Genomic DNA, 17,249 nt, shown 5'->3' with positions numbered 1-17,249 from the left:
CCTTGTCACCTGCGGTGGTCTATTCTGCCTGGCCTGCTTCACCGGTGCCCGGGCCGGTCGGCTTCAGCGGCCCGCGCCTGGGTTACCGTGGAGATGTGAACGTCGAAGTGACTCCGCTGCCGGGTATCGGCGTGCGCAAGGATTTCGCCATCCGCAACGGTAGGCGGGTCGGCGTGGTCACCCAGCGCGACGGGCAGATCGAGCTGATCGTCTCCAAGTCCGACGATCCCGACGCCTGCCTGGCGTCGCTGCCGCTGACCGCCGAGGAGGCGGGCGCGCTGGCGAACCTGCTGGGCGCACCGCAGCTCGTCGCGCAGCTCACCGAGGAGCACCGCGACCTGCCCGGGATCAACACCAAGCAGCTGCCGATCAAGACCGGGTCCCCGTTCGACGGGCGCACCCTGGGCGACACCGCGATGCGCAGCCGCACCAGCGTGTCCGTGGTCGCGGTGATGCGCGCCGGCCAGGTGCACCCCTCCCCCACCCCGGACTTCACCTTCACCGCGGGCGACCTGCTGGTGGCCGTGGGCACGTCCGAGGGGCTGGAGCACGCGATCAAAATCCTCAAGCACGGCTGAGCCGCCCGTGGACCACACCGCACTAGAGCTCATCCAGCTGGGTGGGGTCTTCTTCGTCCTGGGCGTACTCGGCAGGCTGGCCGGCAAGATCGGCATGTCGCCCATCCCGCTCTACCTTGTCGGCGGGCTCTGCTTCGGCCAGGGCGGGCTGATCCCGCTCGGCGACATCGACGAGTTCACCTCGCTGGCCAGCGAGATCGGCGTGGTGCTGCTGCTCCTGCTGCTCGGCCTGGAGTACTCCGCGGCCGAGCTGTTCACCGGGCTCAAGCGGTCCTGGATGGCGGGTGTGCTGGACATCGTGCTGAACGCCGCGCCGGGCGCGGCGGTCGCGCTGATCCTGGGCTGGGGCCCGGTTGGCGCGCTGGTGATGGGCGGGGTCACCTACATTTCCTCGTCCGGGATCATCGCGAAGGTGCTCGGCGACCTCGGCCGGCTTGGCAACCGGGAGACCCCGGTGGTGCTGTCCATCCTGGTGTTCGAGGACCTGGTGATGGCGCTGTACCTGCCGATCCTGACCGCGGTGGTGGGCGGGGTGAGCCTGCTCGGCGGCATGCAGGCGGTGGGCATCTCGCTGCTGGTGATCACCGTGGTGCTCGTGGTCGCGCTGAAGTTCGGCCGGTACGTGTCCGCGCTGGTGGACAGCCCGGACCGGGAGGTCTTCCTGCTCAAGGTGCTTGGCGCCGCGCTGCTGGTGGCCGGGCTGGCCTCGGCCATGCAGGTTTCCGCCGCCGTCGGCGCCTTCCTGCTCGGCATCGCGATCTCGGGCTCCACCGCGGAGAACGCGACCCGGCTGCTGGAGCCGCTGCGGGACCTGTTCGCCGCGGTGTTCTTCGTGGTGTTCGGGTTGAACACCGACCCCGCCTCGATCCCGCCGGTGCTGGTGTGGGCGGTCGTGCTGGCGGTGGTCACCACGCTGACCAAGGTGGCCACCGGCTGGTGGGCGGCGCGGCGCCAGGGCATCGGCCGGATGGGCCGGGCCCGCGCCGGTGCGGCGCTGGTGGCCAGGGGCGAGTTCTCCATCGTGATCGCCGGGCTGGCCGTGGCCACCGGCACCGTGGACGGCCAACTGGCCGCGCTCGCCACCGCGTACGTCCTGCTGATGGCCATTCTCGGGCCGACCGCGGCCAGGGTGGTCGAGCCGGTGGCCCGCGCCCTGCAGCGCAAGACCTCCCGCGCACCGGCCACCGTCACCGGCTGAACCTCTAGTCCCATCGGGTGGATCTGCGGGAAGCGCCGCACTGTGCACGGCGGAAGTCTTACTTTCGATCCCACGAATACCTGAGTTCACGGGTGAGGGGTCGCCATGCCAGGGGGAGAAAGCTTCCATGTAGAGCCCGAAGAACTGCGGGGATACAGCGGGCTGCTGGAACGCAGCACCGGCCATTTCACCAAGATCCAGCAGCACGCGAAGGACAAGGGCGGCGACACCAGCGGCTTCACCGGTCTGCTGGCCTTGCTCGTCCCCGTGGTCGACGGGGTGGTCGGTCTTTACACCGACGCGCTGAGTTCTGCGACCGAAAAGCTCTCCAAGGTGAAGACCAATCTGGACACCGCGGCCGAACAGTACGAAAAGAAGGACGCCGCGACCAAGGCCGAGATCGGTAAGTTCACCGCGCCGATCGACGACGTCGTGGCCACCGCGCCGAAGACCGGGGGCGCGGCCTGATGGGTTCCTACGCCGACGCCCAGGACCCGATCGCGCTGCTGGGCCGCACCCCCGCCGCGACCGGGCCGACCGTCGAGGACGCGGTCCGGGAGGCCGGTTTCGAGGTACAGGCGGTCGACTGGGTCTGGCAGCAGGTGGTCGGCGAGAGCCTGGTCGACTCCATCATCAAGCCGATCACCGGCGACTTCGAGAAGATTTCGCAGCAGGCGGCCCAGTGGGAGAACGTCTGCGACGCGCTGCAGGCGATCCGGAACAATCTCAACACCGGCCTGCAGGAGCTGGGACCGGCCTGGCAGGGCGACGCCGCGCAGGCCTTCGAGGGCCTGATCGCCAAGGAGTGGACGGTCGGCATCGAGGTCGACGCCCAGGCCGCCAAGCTCATCGGGATGGCGCTGAACAAGGTCGCCGAAGGCTCCAAACGGGCCTGCGACCAAGCGCTGAACCTGATCAAGAAACTGGTCGACAAGCTCATCGAAGCGGCCGCGATGCTGCCCATCCCGGTGGTCGGCTGGGGCCGCGCGGTGAAGCTCGTCTACGACGGCATCCAGATCTACAACGCGATCATGCAGCTGATCGAGGGCATCAAGGCCATCATCGAGGGCGCCCAGCAGGTGGTGCAGGGCATCCAGAAGGTCGGCAGCGCGCTGTCCAAGATCAAGGATGTGCGCAGCCTCAACGACGCGATCAACGTCGCCAACGAAGCGGGCGAGGGCGCCGCACAGACCAAGGGCGGCGTCGACTCGGTCCGCGACGGGGCCGGCGCTGTCCGCGACGGCGCCACCTCGGCCTCCTCCGCCGCGCACAGCGCACACGACAACGCCACCGGTCTCCGCGACGAACGCGCCGCCGCCCGGGACACCACGCCCAGTTCGTCGGGCGACGGCAGTACGGATCCGGGCGCCAACTCCGGGCGGGCCGGCGACACGAACGGCGCAGGGCCGGCCCGAACCGATCAGGACGGCTCGCTGCGGGACAACGCCAGCGAGCCAAAGGACACCGCGCAGGAGCCGGTCGGCCGGTGCGGCCGCAAGGAACCGATCGACGCGGCGACCGGCGAGATGTTCATGGTCCAGACCGACGTCGACCTACCAGGGCTGCTGCCGCTGGTGCTCAAGCGGGTGCACGTCTCGTCCTATCGGGCGGGCCGCCTGTTCGGACCGTCCTGGGCGTCCACTTTGGACCAACGGCTCGAGTTCGACGAGCGGGGTGTCTGCTACGCCGGTCCCGCCGGCGTGATCCTGGTGTACCCAACCCCGGCGGAGGACGGCGACGTGCTGCCGGCCGAGGGTGCCCGGTGGCCGCTCGCACGGACCGGCGAAGGTGGCTACACGATCACTCAGCCGGAAACCGGCCACACCCTGCATTTCCCGCCCGCGACCGCGGGAACCGCTCCGATCACGGCGGTGACGGATCGCAACGGTCACCGCATCGACTTCGAGCACGACGACACCGGCACCGTCACCGGCGTCCGCCACTCCGGCGGCTACCACGTCGGGGTGGACACCGAGAACGGGCTGGTCACGTCGTTGCGCCTGCGTCAGCCCGCCGCCGAGGACATCACCCTGGTCCGGTTCGGCTACCAGGACCGACGGCTGACCGCGGTGACCAACTCCTCCGGGCAACCCCTGCGGTTCCACTACGACCACGCCGGCCGGATCACCCGCTGGGACGACCGCAACGGTGAATGGTACGGCTACCAGTACGACCACACCGGCCGCTGCGTGCGCACCGAAGGCTCCGGCAACGTGCTCACCGGCACCTTCGAATACGACCCGGACAACCGGGTCACCGTGGAGACCGATTCCTTCGGGCACGTCACCACGCACCACTTCGACGAGCTGCACCAGCTCATCCGCCAGGTGGACCCGCTCGGCAACGAGACGCGCTACGAATGGGACGGGCACGACCGGCTGGTCGCGGAAACCGACGCGCTGGGACGTACCACTCGCTACGACTACGACGAAGCAGGCAACCTCACCGTCATCACCCGCCCGGACGGCAGCCAGTCGCTCGCCGAATGCAACGACCTCAGGTTGCCGGTGAGCACGATCGACCCGGACGGTTCGCGCTGGCGGCGCGAGTACGACGAGCGAGGCAACCTGCTGGCGTTGACCAACCCGGCCGGCGCCACGACGCGCTACACCTACGACGAGCGAGGACATCTCAGCTCGGTGACCGATGCACTCGGCCACATCCGCAGGGTGACCACGAACGAGGCAGGTCTGCCGGTCGCGGTGACCGATCCGGCGGGCGCGACGAGCCGCTACCAGCGTGACCGGTTCGGACGGGTCGTGACGATCACGGACGCGATGGGCGGCACGACCCGTCTCATGTGGACGATCGAGGGCAAGCTGCTGTCCCGCACGCTCCCTGACGGCGCTACCGAGAGGTGGAGCTACGACGGTCAGGGAAACCAGGTCGACCACATGGCCCCGCACGGCGCACTCACCCGGATCGAAACCACGCACTTCGATCTGCCCGCGGCGCACACCAGGCCCGACGGCACGCGCCTCGAATACAGCTACGACACCGAGCTCCGGCTGGTTGGCGTGCGTAACCAGCAGGGCAGGGAATGGCGCTACGAATACGACGCGGCGGGCAATCTGGTCGGCGAAACCGACTTCAACGGGCGCACGATCCGCTACCGGAACGACGCGGCCGGGCAATTGCTCGAGCGCGTCAACGGCCTCGGTGAGGTCACCAGGTTCACCCGCGACACGCTCGGCAACATCGTCGAGCGCCGGTCCGGCGACACCGTGGCCGGCTTCGAATACGACCCGGCTGGCCGCCTGCTGCGCGCGGTCAACGCCGACGCCGACGTCCGGTTCCAGCGCGACGCGCTCGGCCGGGTGCTCTCCGAAACGCTCAACGGGCGCCGCATCACCTCTCGCTACGACGAGTTGGGGCGACGCACCGAACGCCGCACCCCCACCGGGAGCGTGAGCAACTGGGAGTACGACGCGGATCGGCGGCCGACCGCGATCCACACCGGCGGTCGCACCTTGACCTTCGGCTACGACCAGGCGGGGCGCGAGACCGAACGGGTGCTGGACACCGGCGCGCTGCTCGCGCAGACCTGGGATGCCAACCACCGGCTGACCGGCCAGACGCTCTCGGCCATCGCCGGGGCGCCCGGAACCGGCCCGGCGCGAACGGTCCAGCAGCGGCGCTACCACTACCAGGCAAGTGGTCAGCTGACCGCGATCGAGGACGATCTCGCGGGGCCGCGAAGGTACGACCTCGACCAGACCGGACGGGTCACCGGGGTGAACGGGCCTGGCTGGTCCGAGCGGTACGCCTATGACGCCGCTGGAAACCTCACCATGGCCGAATGGCCGAGCCGGGACGGTGACGAGCTCGGTCCGCGGGAGCACACCGGCACTCTGGTCCAGCGCGCCGGCAACGTGCGCTATCAGCACGACCGCCAGGGCCGGGTGGTACTGCGGCAGAAGAAAAGGCTCTCCGCGAAACCCGACACCTGGCATTACGTCTGGGACGCGGACGACCGACTGGTCGAGGTCGTCACACCCGACGGCACCCGCTGGCGGTACCGCTACGACGCGATCGGCAGACGAATCGCCAAACAGCGCGTGGCACCGGACGGTTCCGTGGCCGAGCAGGTGGACTTCGCTTGGGACGGCTCGGTCCTGGCCGAGCAAACCCACGACGGCACCCGGTCGACGACGTGGAACTACCAGCCCAACTCCGCGCGGCCGGTGACCCAGGTCGAGCGCGGGCGCCGGCCCGACGCCCCTCAGGAGTGGGTCGACCAGCGCTTCTACTCCATCGTCACCGACCTGATCGGAACCCCGACCGAACTGGTCGATCCGGCGGGCGAGGTGGCCTGGAAATCCCAGACGACGCTCTGGGGCAGGGCGCTCACCGAGCTGACCGCCACCGCCGGGACACCACTGCGTTTTCCCGGCCAGTACCACGACCCGGAAAGCGGCTTCCACTACAACTACTACCGGCACTACGACCCCGCGACCGGTCACTATGCCTCCAGCGATCCGCTGGGACTGGCGCCGGGACCGAACCCGCATGCCTACGTGGCGAACCCGTTGCGCCAACTCGATGCGCTGGGTCTCGACTGCGGAGACGCCGACCCGGATCCCGAGCCCGAGTTCCCCGCGTACCTGAACCAGAACCACAACGGTGTCGGCGGCCACGGCATTTATCACGGCATTGTGGACGGGGAACCGAACTACGTCGGAATCAGCAACGATATCGAACGTCGCGGTGGTGAGCATGGCGAGAGATTCGAACGACTGGAACAGCTGAACACCCAAGACATGACCCGAGGTCAGGCCCGCGCCATCGAGCAAAGCTACATCAGCGACCATCCGGAGTGGGAGAACGCCAGAAATGAAATAGCCCCACATCGCGATATTCATGACCCAGCGGTAGAATGGGGACGTTGGTGGCGTCGACAGAATGGCCTTGAATAGTGGAGCTGGACACGAACTTCAAGTACCTGAAGCGGTCGAGCAAGAAACCGCAGCCCGGTGACGTGTTCACCATGTTGCTACCGGACGAGCAGTATCTGTTCGGCCGGGTGATCTTTGCGGAACTGCCACAGGGGCGCGCGCCCATGCCAGGTGCCTACCTGCTGTACATCTACGACGCGCGAGCGACGACCAGGGAACCGCCGCTCGACCAGCTCACGCCCGACCGCCTGCTTATCGCCCCGGAGTACACCAACCGGATGGGTTGGACGAAGGGAGCTTTCGAGACAGTAGCGCAGGCCGAGATCGGCCCGGCGGACCTCCTGCGCCAGCATTGCTTCTGGAGCGCCAGTAGAAAAAAGTACTTCGACGAGACCGGCAGCGAGATCGCGGGACCGGTGGAACCCTGTGGTAGCTGGTCGCTCGGCAGTTACCGAGCCATCGACGACCTCGTATCCGATGCCCTCGGTATCAAGCGTGCCCCGGTGAAGTAGCCAACCGGCTTTCGGTCGACGTGAAAGGCAGATCATGACCGGTCCTGACTCCTGGAAGACACCGGAAATCCGGGCCGCCGAGGCGAAGCTGGCGGCCGCCGAGGCAGGGCTGGAGCAGGCGATCTCCCGCGCGAAGGAGGTCGACCGGAACATCCCGAAGACCGGTCTCTCCAAACAGGACATCGAGCAGATCGAGGCCTTCGCCAAGAGCAAGGACGCGCCCAAGGAGCTTCGCGAGCTGCAGAAGCGCATCGACGACGGTGACCTGTCCTGGCAGGACATCGCGGGCGGGCGGCACCTCGACGATCCGCAGGTGCGCAACGCGCTTTCCGGCAGCACGCCGGACCTGCGCCGCGCGTACACCATGATCCAGGAGGGCGACCAGATCGACGACGTCATCGAGTCCGCCCCGCAGTCGGCGTACCGCAGGTCGGAGCGTGCCGACGACGAGGACGAGGACAACGGCGAAGAGGACGGCGGCGTCCTCCGGCGGGAATGGTAGCGGGCTAGCCGGCGAGGGTGTCCAGGATCGGCTGGCCGTACTTGGCCAGCTTGTTCTCACCGACCCCGCTGATCGTGCCGAGCTCGGCCAGTGTCGACGGGGCCTCGGTCGCGATCTGCCGCAGCGTCTTGTCGTGGAAGACCACGTACGGCGGCACGCCCTGTTCCTTCGCGGTGGCGGCCCGCCAGGCGCGCAGCCGCTCGAACACCGGAGCCGCCTCCGCCGGCATGTCCACGGCCTCGGCGGCCCGGCGCGGCTTCGCGGCCCTGGCCACCCGCTCGGGCTCGCGGCGCAGCCGCACCTCGCGCTGCCGGCCGAGCACCTCGGCGCTCGCGTCGGTGAGCACCAGCGTGCCGTAGTCCCCTTCGACGGACAGCAGGCCCTGTGCCAGCAGTTGGCGCACCACTCCGCGCCACTCGGTGTCCCGCAGCTCGGTGCCGATCCCGAACACCGACAGCGAGTCGTGGCTGTGCTGGGTGACCTTCGGGGTGGTCTTGCCGAGCAGGATGTCGATCACCTGCCCGGCACCGAACTTCTGCCGCCGCTCGTGCTGCAGCCGGTACACCGCGGAGAGCAGCTTCTGCGCGGGAACCGTGCCGTCCCAGGATTCCGGCGGGGTCAGGCAGGTGTCACAGTTGCCGCACGGCGTGCCCTGCTGGCCGAAGTAGTTCAGCAGCTGCACCCGGCGACACTCCACGGTTTCGCACAGCGCCAGCATGGCGTCCAGGTGCGTACCGAGCCGGCGGCGGTGCGCGGCGTCGCCCTCCGAGGTGTCGATCATCTTCCGCTGCTGCACCACGTCCTGCAGCCCGTAGGCCAGCCAGGCGGTGGACGGCAGCCCGTCGCGGCCGGCGCGGCCGGTCTCCTGGTAGTAGCCCTCCACCGACTTCGGCAGGTCGAGATGCGCCACGAACCGCACGTCCGGCTTGTCGATGCCCATCCCGAAGGCGATCGTGGCGACCACGACCAGGCCCTCTTCGCGCAGGAAGCGGGCCTGGTTCGTGGCGCGGGTCCGCGTGTCCAGCCCCGCGTGGTACGGCACCGCGGTGATCCCGTTCTGGGTCAGGAACTCCGCGGTCTTCTCCACCGAGTTCCGCGAAAGGCAGTAGACGATGCCCGCGTCTCCGGCATGCTCGGTGCGCAGCAGGTCCAGCAGCTGCCGCTTCGGCTCGTTCTTCCCCACGATCCGGTACTGGATGTTCGGCCGGTCGAAGCTGGCCACGAAGTGCCGGGCGTCGCCGAGGTTCAGTCGGGTCGCGATCTCCGCGTGGGTGGCCTCGGTCGCGGTCGCGGTGAGCGCGATCCTCGGCACCTCCGGCCAGCGCTCGTGCAGCCCGGACAGCGCCAGGTAGTCGGGCCGGAAGTCGTGCCCCCACTGGGAGACGCAGTGCGCCTCGTCGATGGCGAACAACGAGATCTTGCCGCGTTCGAGCAGCCGCACGGTGGACTCGACGGTGAGCCGCTCCGGCGCCAGGTAGAGCAGATCCAGCTCACCGGAGAGGAAGTCGGACTCGACCTGGCGGCGCTGCTCGAAGTCCTGGGTGGAGTTGAGGAACCCGGCCCGCACGCCGAGCGCGCGCAACGCGTCCACCTGGTCCTGCATCAACGCGATCAGCGGCGAGACGACCACCCCGACGCCCTCGCGCACCAGCGCCGGAATCTGGTAGCACAACGACTTCCCGCCGCCGGTCGGCATCAGCACGAGCGCGTCCCCGCCGCCGACGACGTGCTCGATGATCTCCTGCTGCCCTCCCCGGAACGAGTCGTAGCCGAAAACGCGATGCAGCACCTGCAGCGCGTCGCTGGTCTCGGTTCCGAGGGAGGTCACCGCGCGATGGTAGCGAGCCCGGCCGACAACCCTGATCCGCCCCGACGTCGTGAGTGAAAAAGGTTGCCGGGGCAACACTTTTCACTCACGACCCCCGGTTATAGCTCGACGGAGCGGTAGAGCGAACCCACCTCGGCCCTGGTCAGCGCGCGCAGGGAACCGGGGCGGCCGTTGCCGAGCTGCACGGTGCCGATCGAGGTGCGCACCAGCTTGCGCACCGGGTGCCCGACCTCGGCCAGCAGCCGCCGGACGATGTGCTTGCGGCCCTCGTGCAGCACGATCTCCACCAGGGTGCGGCCGGCCTGCATGTCCTTGACCCGGAACTCGTCCGCCTTGACCGGGCCGTCCTCCAGCGTCACCCCGGCCTTCAGTCGCTTGCCGAGCCCGCGCGGCACGGTGCCCTCCACCTCGGCCAGGTAGGTCTTGGCCACCTCGAAGGACGGGTGCATCAGCCGGTGCGCCAGGTCGCCGTCATTGGTCAGCAGCAGCAGGCCCTCGGTCTCCGCGTCCAGCCTGCCGACGTGGAACAGCCGCTCCGAGCTCTCCCGCACGAAGTCGCCGACGCAGGGCCGCCCCTGGTCGTCTTCCATCGTGCTGTGCACTCCGCGCGGCTTGTTCAGCGCCAGGTAGACCAGTGCCTCGTCCAGGATCACCCTGGTGCCGTCCACATGGATCACCGAACGGTCCGGGTCGACCCGGCGGCCGAGCTCGCGGACCGTCTTGCCGTCCACGGTCACCCTGCCCTGGGTGATCAGGTCCTCGGACGCGCGGCGCGACGCAACCCCGGCCTTGGCCAGCACTTTTTGCAGCCGGACGCCTTCCGGTTCGCGCTGGGATTCAGATGTCATCGATCGAGTCCACTTCGGGTAGCAAGGGAGCGATCGCAGGTAGGTCGTTCAACGACGAGAGCCCAAGCCGCTCGAGGAACAACTCCGTCGTGACGTACAGGGTGCCACCCGTCTCCGAATCGGTTCCGGTCTCCTCGATCAAGCCGCGCGCGACCAGCGTCCTGATCACCCCGTCCACGTTCACCCCGCGCACCGCGGCGACCCGCGCCCTGGTCACCGGCTGCCGGTAGGCGATCACCGCGAGGGTCTCCAGCGCGGCCCTGGTCAGCTTGGAGCGCTGCCCGTCCAGCAGCAGCTTCTCCACGAACGGCGCGTAGGTGTCCCTGGTGAAGAACCGCCAGCCCTCGCCGACCCGACGCAGCTCGATCCCGCTGGCCCGCTCGGTGTAGGCGGTGGCCATGGTGCGCAGCGCCACGGTCACCCTGGCCACCGGCTGCACCACGGCGTCGGCTAGGGACTCCTCGCTGGCCGGCGAGTCGACCACCAGCAGCAGCGCCTCCAGCGCGGACTCCAGCGCCTGGTCCGAGGTGACGTCGGGCAGCGAGTCCTCGGCGGACACCGCCACCAGGTCCGGATCCTCGGCCCCTGGCTCCCCGGTGGGCTCCGGCTCGGCTTCCGCCGCTTCTGACGCCTCGGCCTCGACCGGCGCGTCGTCTTCCGGCTCGCCGGGCGCGTCCGCCACCGGTTCCGAGCTCTCGAAGCCGGAAAGCTCGTCCAGGTCGACGATCGGCTCTTCGCCCTCGGTGCCGTGGGTGTTTTCGGTACTCACCCGTACTCCTCATCTTCAACGCGGGCACGATCGAGCTCCGCCTCCGCGGCGGCCTGCTCGACCGAGCCGCCGGTCCAGCGCACGTGCAGCTCGTCCAGCGCCTCGGTCTGCTCGAACTGCACGGTGGACTCCCGGTAAAGCTCCAGCAGCGCGAGGAACCGCGCCACCACCTCCAGGGTGTGCGCGCAGTCCACCACCAGCTCGGTGAAGGTCGCGGTGCCCTTCTCCGCGAGCCGCAGCCGCAGCACCGCCGCGTGCTCGCGGACCGACACCTTGCCGGCGTGCAGATGGTCCAGCGAGACGGTCGGCGGCGGCTTGGGCCGGAACACCGAAAGCGCGATCTCCGCGAACTTGTCCGGGGTGACGCCCAGCATCACCTCCGGCAGCAGGCCGAGATACCGCTCCTCCAGCGCCACGGACCGCGGGTAGCGGCGCAGCGCGCCCGCCTCCAGCTCGGCGAACAGCGCGGCCACCTGCTTGTACGCCCGGTACTGCAGCACCCTGGCGAACAGCAGGTCCCTTGCCTCCAGCAGGGCGAGGTCGTCCTCGTCCTCCACCTCGGCCGCGGGCAGCAGCCTGGCCGCCTTGAGGTCCAGCAGGGTCGCCGCGATCACCAGGAACTCGGTGGTCTCGTCCAGGTCCCATTCCGCGCCGAGCGCCCTGGTGTAGGCGATGAAGTCGTCGGTGACCGTGTGCAGCGCGACCTCGGTGACGTCCAGCTGGTGCTGCGAGATCAGCTGCAGCAGCAGGTCGAACGGGCCTTCGAAGTTGGCCAGCCGCACCTTGAACTTCGGCGACGCCCCGGCGGCCTCGGCGGCCGGGGCATCCACGGCGTCCGCCAGTGCTTCGGTGATCGCGTTGGCCTCCGGAACCGCTGGTACCTCCGGGGGCACCGCCTCGGGTTCCCGCTCGACCGGCTCCGGCTCACCTTCGCCGGGTGCCGGCTGGTCCATCAGTTCGTAGCGCCGGGGGACTCGGCTTCCACGCCACCGCCGCGCAACCGTCGCACCAGCACCGAGTCCGCGCCGTTCTGGTCGAAGTCGGCGAGCAGCACCGCGACCGCCTCGCGGACCAGCCGCCCGCGGTCCACCACCAGCTCGTGCGACCCGCGCAGGGCGAGCCTGGCGTGCTCCATCGCGAGCAGCTCGTCACCGGACACGTAGACGGTGATCTTCGCGTCGTGCTTCTGCCGGCCGGAGCCGCGGCGGGCCGCGGAACCGTTCTGGGGCAGCTGCTCCTTGCGGCCGTTCGAGCTGGCCTTCTCCCGCGCCGGCGGGGGCTGCTCGGCCGGGGGCGGGGTATCGAACGCCGGGCTGTTGCCGGTCAGGCGGAAGAGTTCCGAAGCCCCGGGCAGGGAGGCTCGCCTGCTCACCGGGCGATCACCTCACGGGCCAGCGCGCGATACGCGGTCGCGCCGGCCGATTTCGGTGCCCAGCTCGTGATCGGCTCCCCGGCCACTGTGGTCTCCGGGAACCGCACCGTGCGGTTGATCACCGTGTCGAACACGGTGTCGCCGAATGCCTCCACCACGCGCGCCATGACCTCCTTCGAATGCAGGGTTCTCGGATCGAACATGGTGGCGAGAATCCCGGTGATGTCCAGTTTGGGGTTGAGGCGCTCCTGCACTTTCTCGATGGTGTCGATCAGCAACGCAACCCCACGCAGACTGAAGAACTCACACTCGAGCGGGATCACCACGCCGTCCGCAGCGGTCAGTGCGTTCACCGTGAGTAGCCCGAGTGAGGGCTGACAGTCGACAAGAACATAGTCGTAGTCGTTCATCACCGGACGAAGCACCCGGAGCAAAGTGTGCTCGCGGCCGACTTCGGCCACCAGCTGCACCTCCGCCGCGGACAGGTCGATGTTGCTCGGCAGCAGGTCGACGTTCTCCACCCTGGTCTTGCGGACCACGTCGGAGATGTCCACGGACCGCTCCATGATCACGTTGTAGACCGTCTGGTCCAGTTCGTGCGGCTGGATGCCGAGCCCCACCGAGAGGGCACCCTGCGGGTCGAAGTCCACGAGCAGCACGCGGCGGCCGTACTCGGCCAGCGCCGCGCCGAGGTTGATCGTCGAGGTGGTCTTGCCGACCCCACCCTTCTGGTTGCACATCGCCAGGACCGTGGCCGGGCCGTGCCGCTCGATCAGCGGTGGCTCGGGGATCTCCCGGTACGGCCGGCCGGTCGGGCCGACCCGGTCCTTGTCCTTTTCCTTCAGTTTGCCGCGGGTTTGAACGTCTGGCTCCGGTATGTCTGGCTCACCCTCGGTCGCGATGGTGAGATTGTTGAGGTTCGCTGCGGCGGAACTTGCGGTCGCGGCCAACCTAGCCGGCGGCTGGGGTGTCGACATAGCGCGAAAGCTCCTCGTAGGCGGGGTCTTCGGCAGACTATTCCGGCGCTGTCAGGCTCGCCAAAGCGGCTCGCCGGGCACTAGAGCACTACTTATCCCATGGATAGCCGAAATCCACCCGAAAGGTGGGCGGGGAAACTCCTGGCTAAGCATGTGCACGGGGGTGGGCCGTGGCGTACACCTCGCGCAGCGTGTTCACCGTGACGAGGGTGTAGACCTGGGTCGTGGTCACCGACGCGTGCCCGAGCAGCTCCTGCACCACCCGTACGTCGGCGCCGCCTTCCAGCAGGTGGGTCGCGAACGAGTGGCGCAGGGTGTGCGGCGAGACGCTGGCGGAGATGCCGGCCCGCTCGGCGTTGGTCTTGAGCACCTGCCACGCGCTCTGCCTGGACAGCCTGCTACCGCGCGCGTTCAGGAACACCGCGGCGGTGCCGCGCCCCCTGGCCGCCAGCGACGGCCGCGCCCGCACCAGGTAGGCGTCCAGCGCCTCCACCGCCGGCCTGCCGATCGGCACCAGCCGCTGCTTGCCGCCCTTGCCGTCGAGCAGCACGGTGCGTTCGCCGTGGTCCACGTCGTCGAGGTCGAGGCCGACCGCTTCGGAGATCCTGGCGCCGGTGGAGTAGAGCAGTTCGAGCAGCGCGCGGTCCCGCAGCGCCCTGTCCCCCTCGGCGGGCGGCATGTCGAGCAGCCGCAGCACGTCGTCCACCGGCAGCGCCTTCGGCAGCCGCTTGGCCGCCGCGGGCGGGCGCACCTCGCGCGCGGGATCGTGCTCGGTGAGGCCGTCGACGTGCGCGAACTTGTGCAGCCCCCGCACCGCGACCAGCGCCCGCGCGGCGGAGGATGCGGCCAGCGGCTGGTGCTCCTCGCTGCCCTCGCGCAGCACCGCGCCGAACTCGGTGACCGTGGCCTCGGTGATCACGTCGAACGCGGTGATACCGGCCCGCTCCAGGTACTCGCGGTAACGGCGCAGGTCGCGGGCGTAGCTGTCCAGGGTGTTGCGCGCGGTGCCCCGTTCCACCGCGAGGTGGTCCAGGTAGGCCGCGACCGCCTCGGCCACGCTGACCCGACTGGTACCACCGACCTTCGCCACGCGCACACTCTAGGCACTTTCCGGCCGGGTGGGGTGGTCATCCGCGGGTAAAATGCACCGATGTCGAGCCAGCCCGATCCGGATGCGATGCGGGTCGGGACGGCCGAGCGCGAGGACGCCAACCGGCTGCTGGCCCAGCACTTCTCGGACGGCAGGCTGTCCGTACGCGCCACCGCCGCCGTGGACCCCGGCCCCGAGGCCGGCGCCGAACATGGTGCCGGCCTCAGGAGCCGGCGCGCTCTGGTGCATCGCCGACGGCCGCCCGCTGGACGGCTGACCGGCGGCTCAGCGCGAAAGACGCGCGGCGAACGAGCTGGGCCGATCGGGCCAGTGGGCGTCCACCGGGCGGGACTCGGCCACGCCGGAGAGCACGGCGTGCGCGGCGAGCACTCCGCCAACGGTGGCCCCGTTGATCAGCTCGCCCGCCAGCGCCATCCGGACCGCTTCGGCCATCGGCACCTTCCGCACCACCAGGTCCGCCTCCTCCTCACCGAGGATCTCCCTGTCCACTTCGGACAGATCTCGGGCGAGGAACACGCGCACCACCTCGTCGGTGAAGCCCGGCGAAGCGGCCACGTCGACCAGTGTTTCCCAGCGCCCGGCGCTCAGACCGGCCTCCTCGACCAGCTCCCGCTTCGCCGCCTCCACCGGCAGCTCGTCGGCGTGGTCGATCAGCCCGGCCGGCAACTCCCACAGCCGGTGCCCGAGCGGGTGCCGGTACTGGTGGATCAGGGTGAGGGCACCATCGGCGTCCACCGCGGCGATCGCCACCGCGCCGAGATGCTCGACCACCTCGCGGCGCGCGGTGCCGCCGCCGGGCATCACCACCTCGTCCACCCGCAGCCCGACGACCCGTCCCAGGTAGACGTCCTCGGTGGCGGCCACCCGGAACTCGTGGCTGCCGGGTTCGCTCACCTGGCACCCACCGGCGACTCCGGCAGCTCCACCGGGAGCCGGTCCGCGGTGCGGTACTTGACCGCCGCGTGCACGAACGCGCTGAACAGCGGGTGCGGCCGGGTCGGCCTGCTCTTCAGCTCCGGATGCGCCTGGGTGCCGACGAAGAACGGGTGCACCTCGACCGGCAGCTCGACGAACTCGACCAGCCGGTCGTCCGGGGAGGTCCCGGAGAAGACCAAGCCGGCCGCACCGAGCTGCTTGCGGTAGCTGTTGTTCACCTCGTAGCGGTGCCGGTGCCGCTCGGAGGCCTCGCCCGAACCGTAGGCCTTGGCGACCTGCGAGCCTGCCTTCAGCTTCGCCGGGTACGCGCCGAGCCGCATGGTGCCGCCCATGTCCCGCTCGCCGGCGACCACGTCCCGCTGCTCCGCCATGGTGGAGATCACCGGGTGCGCACTGTCCTCGTCGAACTCGGCGGAGTTGGCGCCCTCGATCCCGGCCAGGTTCCTTGCCGCATCGATCACCATGCACTGCAGGCCGAGGCACAGCCCGAGCACCGGGATGCCCCGCGTCCTGGCGTAGCTGATGGCGCCGATCTTGCCCTCGATACCGCGCACGCCGAACCCGCCCGGCACCAGCACACCGTCCACATCGGACAGCGCGGCGGCCGCGCCGGCCGGGGTGGTGGCCCGGTCCGAGGCGACCCAGACGATCTCCACCTTGGCCCGCTGGGCGAACCCGCCGGCGCGCAGCGCCTCGGTCACCGAGAGATAGGCGTCCGGCAGATCGATGTACTTGCCCACCACGGCCACCCGGACCGTTTCCGAGGGGTTGTGCACCCGGTCGAGCAGATCGCCCCACACCGTCCAGTCCACGTCCCGAAACGGCAGGCCGAGCCGCCGCACCACGTAGGCGTCCAGCGCCTCGCGGTGCAGCACCTTCGGGATGTCGTAGATGGACGGGGCATCCGGGCAGGCGACCACGGCCTCGGTGTCCACATCGCACATCAGGCCGATCTTGCGCTTGAGGTCGTCGGGCAGGTCCCGGTCGGCCCGGCAGACCAGCGCGTCCGGCTGGATGCCGATGTTGCGCAGCGCCGCCACCGAGTGCTGGGTCGGCTTGGTCTTCAGCTCGCCCGACGGCGCCAGGTACGGCACCAGCGAAACGTGCAGGAAGAAGCAGTTGTCCCGGCCGACGTCGTGCCGGACCTGGCGGCAGGCCTCCAGGAAGGGCAGCGACTCGATGTCGCCAACGGTGCCACCGACCTCGGTGATCACCACATCTGGCTGCAGCCCGGTGCCGTCGGTCTCGGCAACGGCCATGATCCGCGACTTGATCTCGTCGGTGATGTGCGGGATCACCTGGACGGTGTCGCCGAGGTATTCCCCGCGCCGCTCCTTGGCGATCACCTCGGAGTACACCTGCCCGGTGGTCACGTTGGCCGAGCCGGAGAGGTTGCGGTCGAGGAAGCGTTCGTAGTGCCCGATGTCGAGGTCGGTCTCGGCACCGTCGTCGGTGACGAAGACCTCGCCATGCTGGAACGGGTTCATCGTCCCAGGGTCCACATTGAGGTAGGGGTCCAGCTTCTGCATCGTGACCCTGAGTCCACGAGCGGTCAGAAGCTGACCCAGGCTCGAGGCGGTGAGCCCCTTGCCCAGAGAGGAGGCGACGCCTCCGGTGACAAAGACATACTTGGTTGTCCGCGGCTGAAGTCCCACGGGCTTCCACCTTATCGCACTGGGCGCCGCGCGCTCGGTAGCCTCGGCTGGAGAGTCCTGCCGATCGA

The 17,249-nt window shown here is 69.4% G+C and carries 15 protein-coding genes; 6 read left to right on the top strand and 9 right to left on the bottom strand.

Going from position 1 to position 17,249, the window contains the following annotated elements; translation table 11 throughout:
* Positions 1-95: 95 nt before the first annotated feature.
* The 6 genes from AMYNI_RS0131400 to AMYNI_RS0131375 all read left to right on the top strand — a co-directional run bounded on the left by AMYNI_RS0131400 (position 96) and on the right by AMYNI_RS0131375 (position 7,685).
* Positions 96-578, top strand: a complete 483-nt coding sequence (locus AMYNI_RS0131400) for a cation:proton antiporter regulatory subunit (protein ID WP_020672066.1) — start codon at positions 96-98, stop codon at positions 576-578.
* A gap of 7 nt (positions 579-585) precedes the next feature.
* Entirely contained in the window at positions 586-1,776 is a 1,191-nt protein-coding gene (locus tag AMYNI_RS0131395) for a cation:proton antiporter (RefSeq protein ID WP_020672065.1), read from the top strand.
* 105 nt (positions 1,777-1,881) lie between these two features.
* On the top strand, positions 1,882-2,244 hold the full coding sequence (locus AMYNI_RS0131390) for a hypothetical protein (RefSeq protein WP_020672064.1): 363 nt from the start codon (positions 1,882-1,884) through the stop codon (positions 2,242-2,244).
* Positions 2,244-6,692 carry a DUF6531 domain-containing protein gene (locus AMYNI_RS0131385; protein WP_020672063.1) on the top strand — a complete coding sequence of 1,483 codons (4,449 nt, stop codon included), beginning with the start codon at positions 2,244-2,246 and terminating at the stop codon, positions 6,690-6,692. The genes AMYNI_RS0131390 and AMYNI_RS0131385 overlap by 1 nt, the downstream gene beginning before the upstream one ends.
* On the top strand, positions 6,692-7,183 hold the full coding sequence (locus AMYNI_RS0131380) for an immunity 26/phosphotriesterase HocA family protein (protein ID WP_020672062.1): 492 nt from the start codon (positions 6,692-6,694) through the stop codon (positions 7,181-7,183). Before AMYNI_RS0131385 ends, AMYNI_RS0131380 begins: the two co-directional genes overlap by 1 nt.
* Before the next feature lie 34 nt (positions 7,184-7,217).
* On the top strand, positions 7,218-7,685 hold the full coding sequence (locus tag AMYNI_RS0131375; RefSeq protein ID WP_020672061.1) for a hypothetical protein: 468 nt from the start codon (positions 7,218-7,220) through the stop codon (positions 7,683-7,685).
* Positions 7,686-7,689: 4 nt separating this feature from the next.
* Here the strand turns inward: AMYNI_RS0131375 and recQ are convergent, their stop codons facing one another.
* The 9 genes from recQ to AMYNI_RS0131330 all read right to left on the bottom strand — a co-directional run bounded on the left by recQ (position 7,690) and on the right by AMYNI_RS0131330 (position 17,181).
* The gene (recQ, locus tag AMYNI_RS0131370; RefSeq protein ID WP_020672060.1) at positions 7,690-9,513 is read right to left on the bottom strand and encodes a DNA helicase RecQ; all 1,824 of its coding nucleotides are present in this window, start codon (positions 9,511-9,513) and stop codon (positions 7,690-7,692) included.
* A gap of 98 nt (positions 9,514-9,611) precedes the next feature.
* A complete protein-coding gene (locus AMYNI_RS0131365) occupies positions 9,612-10,361 on the bottom strand; it encodes a pseudouridine synthase (protein ID WP_026361187.1) in 750 nt (249 codons plus the stop codon).
* Positions 10,351-11,130 carry an SMC-Scp complex subunit ScpB gene (gene scpB / locus AMYNI_RS0131360; protein WP_020672058.1) on the bottom strand — a complete coding sequence of 260 codons (780 nt, stop codon included), beginning with the start codon at positions 11,128-11,130 and terminating at the stop codon, positions 10,351-10,353. Before scpB ends, AMYNI_RS0131365 begins: the two co-directional genes overlap by 11 nt.
* The gene (locus tag AMYNI_RS0131355; protein ID WP_020672057.1) at positions 11,127-12,083 is read right to left on the bottom strand and encodes a segregation and condensation protein A; all 957 of its coding nucleotides are present in this window, start codon (positions 12,081-12,083) and stop codon (positions 11,127-11,129) included. Before AMYNI_RS0131355 ends, scpB begins: the two co-directional genes overlap by 4 nt.
* Positions 12,083-12,502, bottom strand: coding sequence for a hypothetical protein (locus AMYNI_RS0131350; protein WP_020672056.1), 420 nt, complete (start codon positions 12,500-12,502; stop codon positions 12,083-12,085). The genes AMYNI_RS0131355 and AMYNI_RS0131350 overlap by 1 nt, the downstream gene beginning before the upstream one ends.
* Positions 12,499-13,479: a ParA family protein gene (locus AMYNI_RS0131345; RefSeq protein ID WP_026361186.1), complete on the bottom strand. Its 981-nt coding sequence runs from the start codon at positions 13,477-13,479 to the stop codon at positions 12,499-12,501. Before AMYNI_RS0131345 ends, AMYNI_RS0131350 begins: the two co-directional genes overlap by 4 nt.
* A gap of 145 nt (positions 13,480-13,624) precedes the next feature.
* Complete coding sequence (gene xerD, locus AMYNI_RS0131340) at positions 13,625-14,569, bottom strand: site-specific tyrosine recombinase XerD (protein ID WP_020672054.1); 945 nt, start codon at positions 14,567-14,569, stop codon at positions 13,625-13,627.
* Positions 14,570-14,854: 285 nt separating this feature from the next.
* On the bottom strand, positions 14,855-15,484 hold the full coding sequence (locus AMYNI_RS0131335; RefSeq protein WP_020672053.1) for an NUDIX domain-containing protein: 630 nt from the start codon (positions 15,482-15,484) through the stop codon (positions 14,855-14,857).
* A complete protein-coding gene (locus AMYNI_RS0131330; protein ID WP_040406106.1) occupies positions 15,481-17,181 on the bottom strand; it encodes a CTP synthase in 1,701 nt (566 codons plus the stop codon). Before AMYNI_RS0131330 ends, AMYNI_RS0131335 begins: the two co-directional genes overlap by 4 nt.
* Positions 17,182-17,249 lie beyond the last annotated feature (68 nt).

This window comes from Amycolatopsis nigrescens CSC17Ta-90 (assembly GCF_000384315.1).
Lineage (GTDB): Bacteria > Actinomycetota > Actinomycetes > Mycobacteriales > Pseudonocardiaceae > Amycolatopsis > Amycolatopsis nigrescens.
The sequence above is the reverse complement of the archived record's forward strand: the minus strand, read 5'-3'. Positions and strand labels throughout refer to the sequence as shown.

Coding starts and splice junctions, on each gene's coding strand:
- AMYNI_RS0131345 (WP_026361186.1), bottom strand. CDS start 13,479: ATGTCGACACCCCAGCCGCCGGCTAGGTTGGCCGCGACCGCAAGTTCC.
- AMYNI_RS0131365 (WP_026361187.1), bottom strand. CDS start 10,361: ATGACATCTGAATCCCAGCGCGAACCGGAAGGCGTCCGGCTGCAAAAA.
- AMYNI_RS0131385 (WP_020672063.1), top strand. CDS start 2,244: ATGGGTTCCTACGCCGACGCCCAGGACCCGATCGCGCTGCTGGGCCGC.
- AMYNI_RS0131355 (WP_020672057.1), bottom strand. CDS start 12,083: ATGGACCAGCCGGCACCCGGCGAAGGTGAGCCGGAGCCGGTCGAGCGG.
- AMYNI_RS0131375 (WP_020672061.1), top strand. CDS start 7,218: ATGACCGGTCCTGACTCCTGGAAGACACCGGAAATCCGGGCCGCCGAG.
- AMYNI_RS0131390 (WP_020672064.1), top strand. CDS start 1,882: ATGCCAGGGGGAGAAAGCTTCCATGTAGAGCCCGAAGAACTGCGGGGA.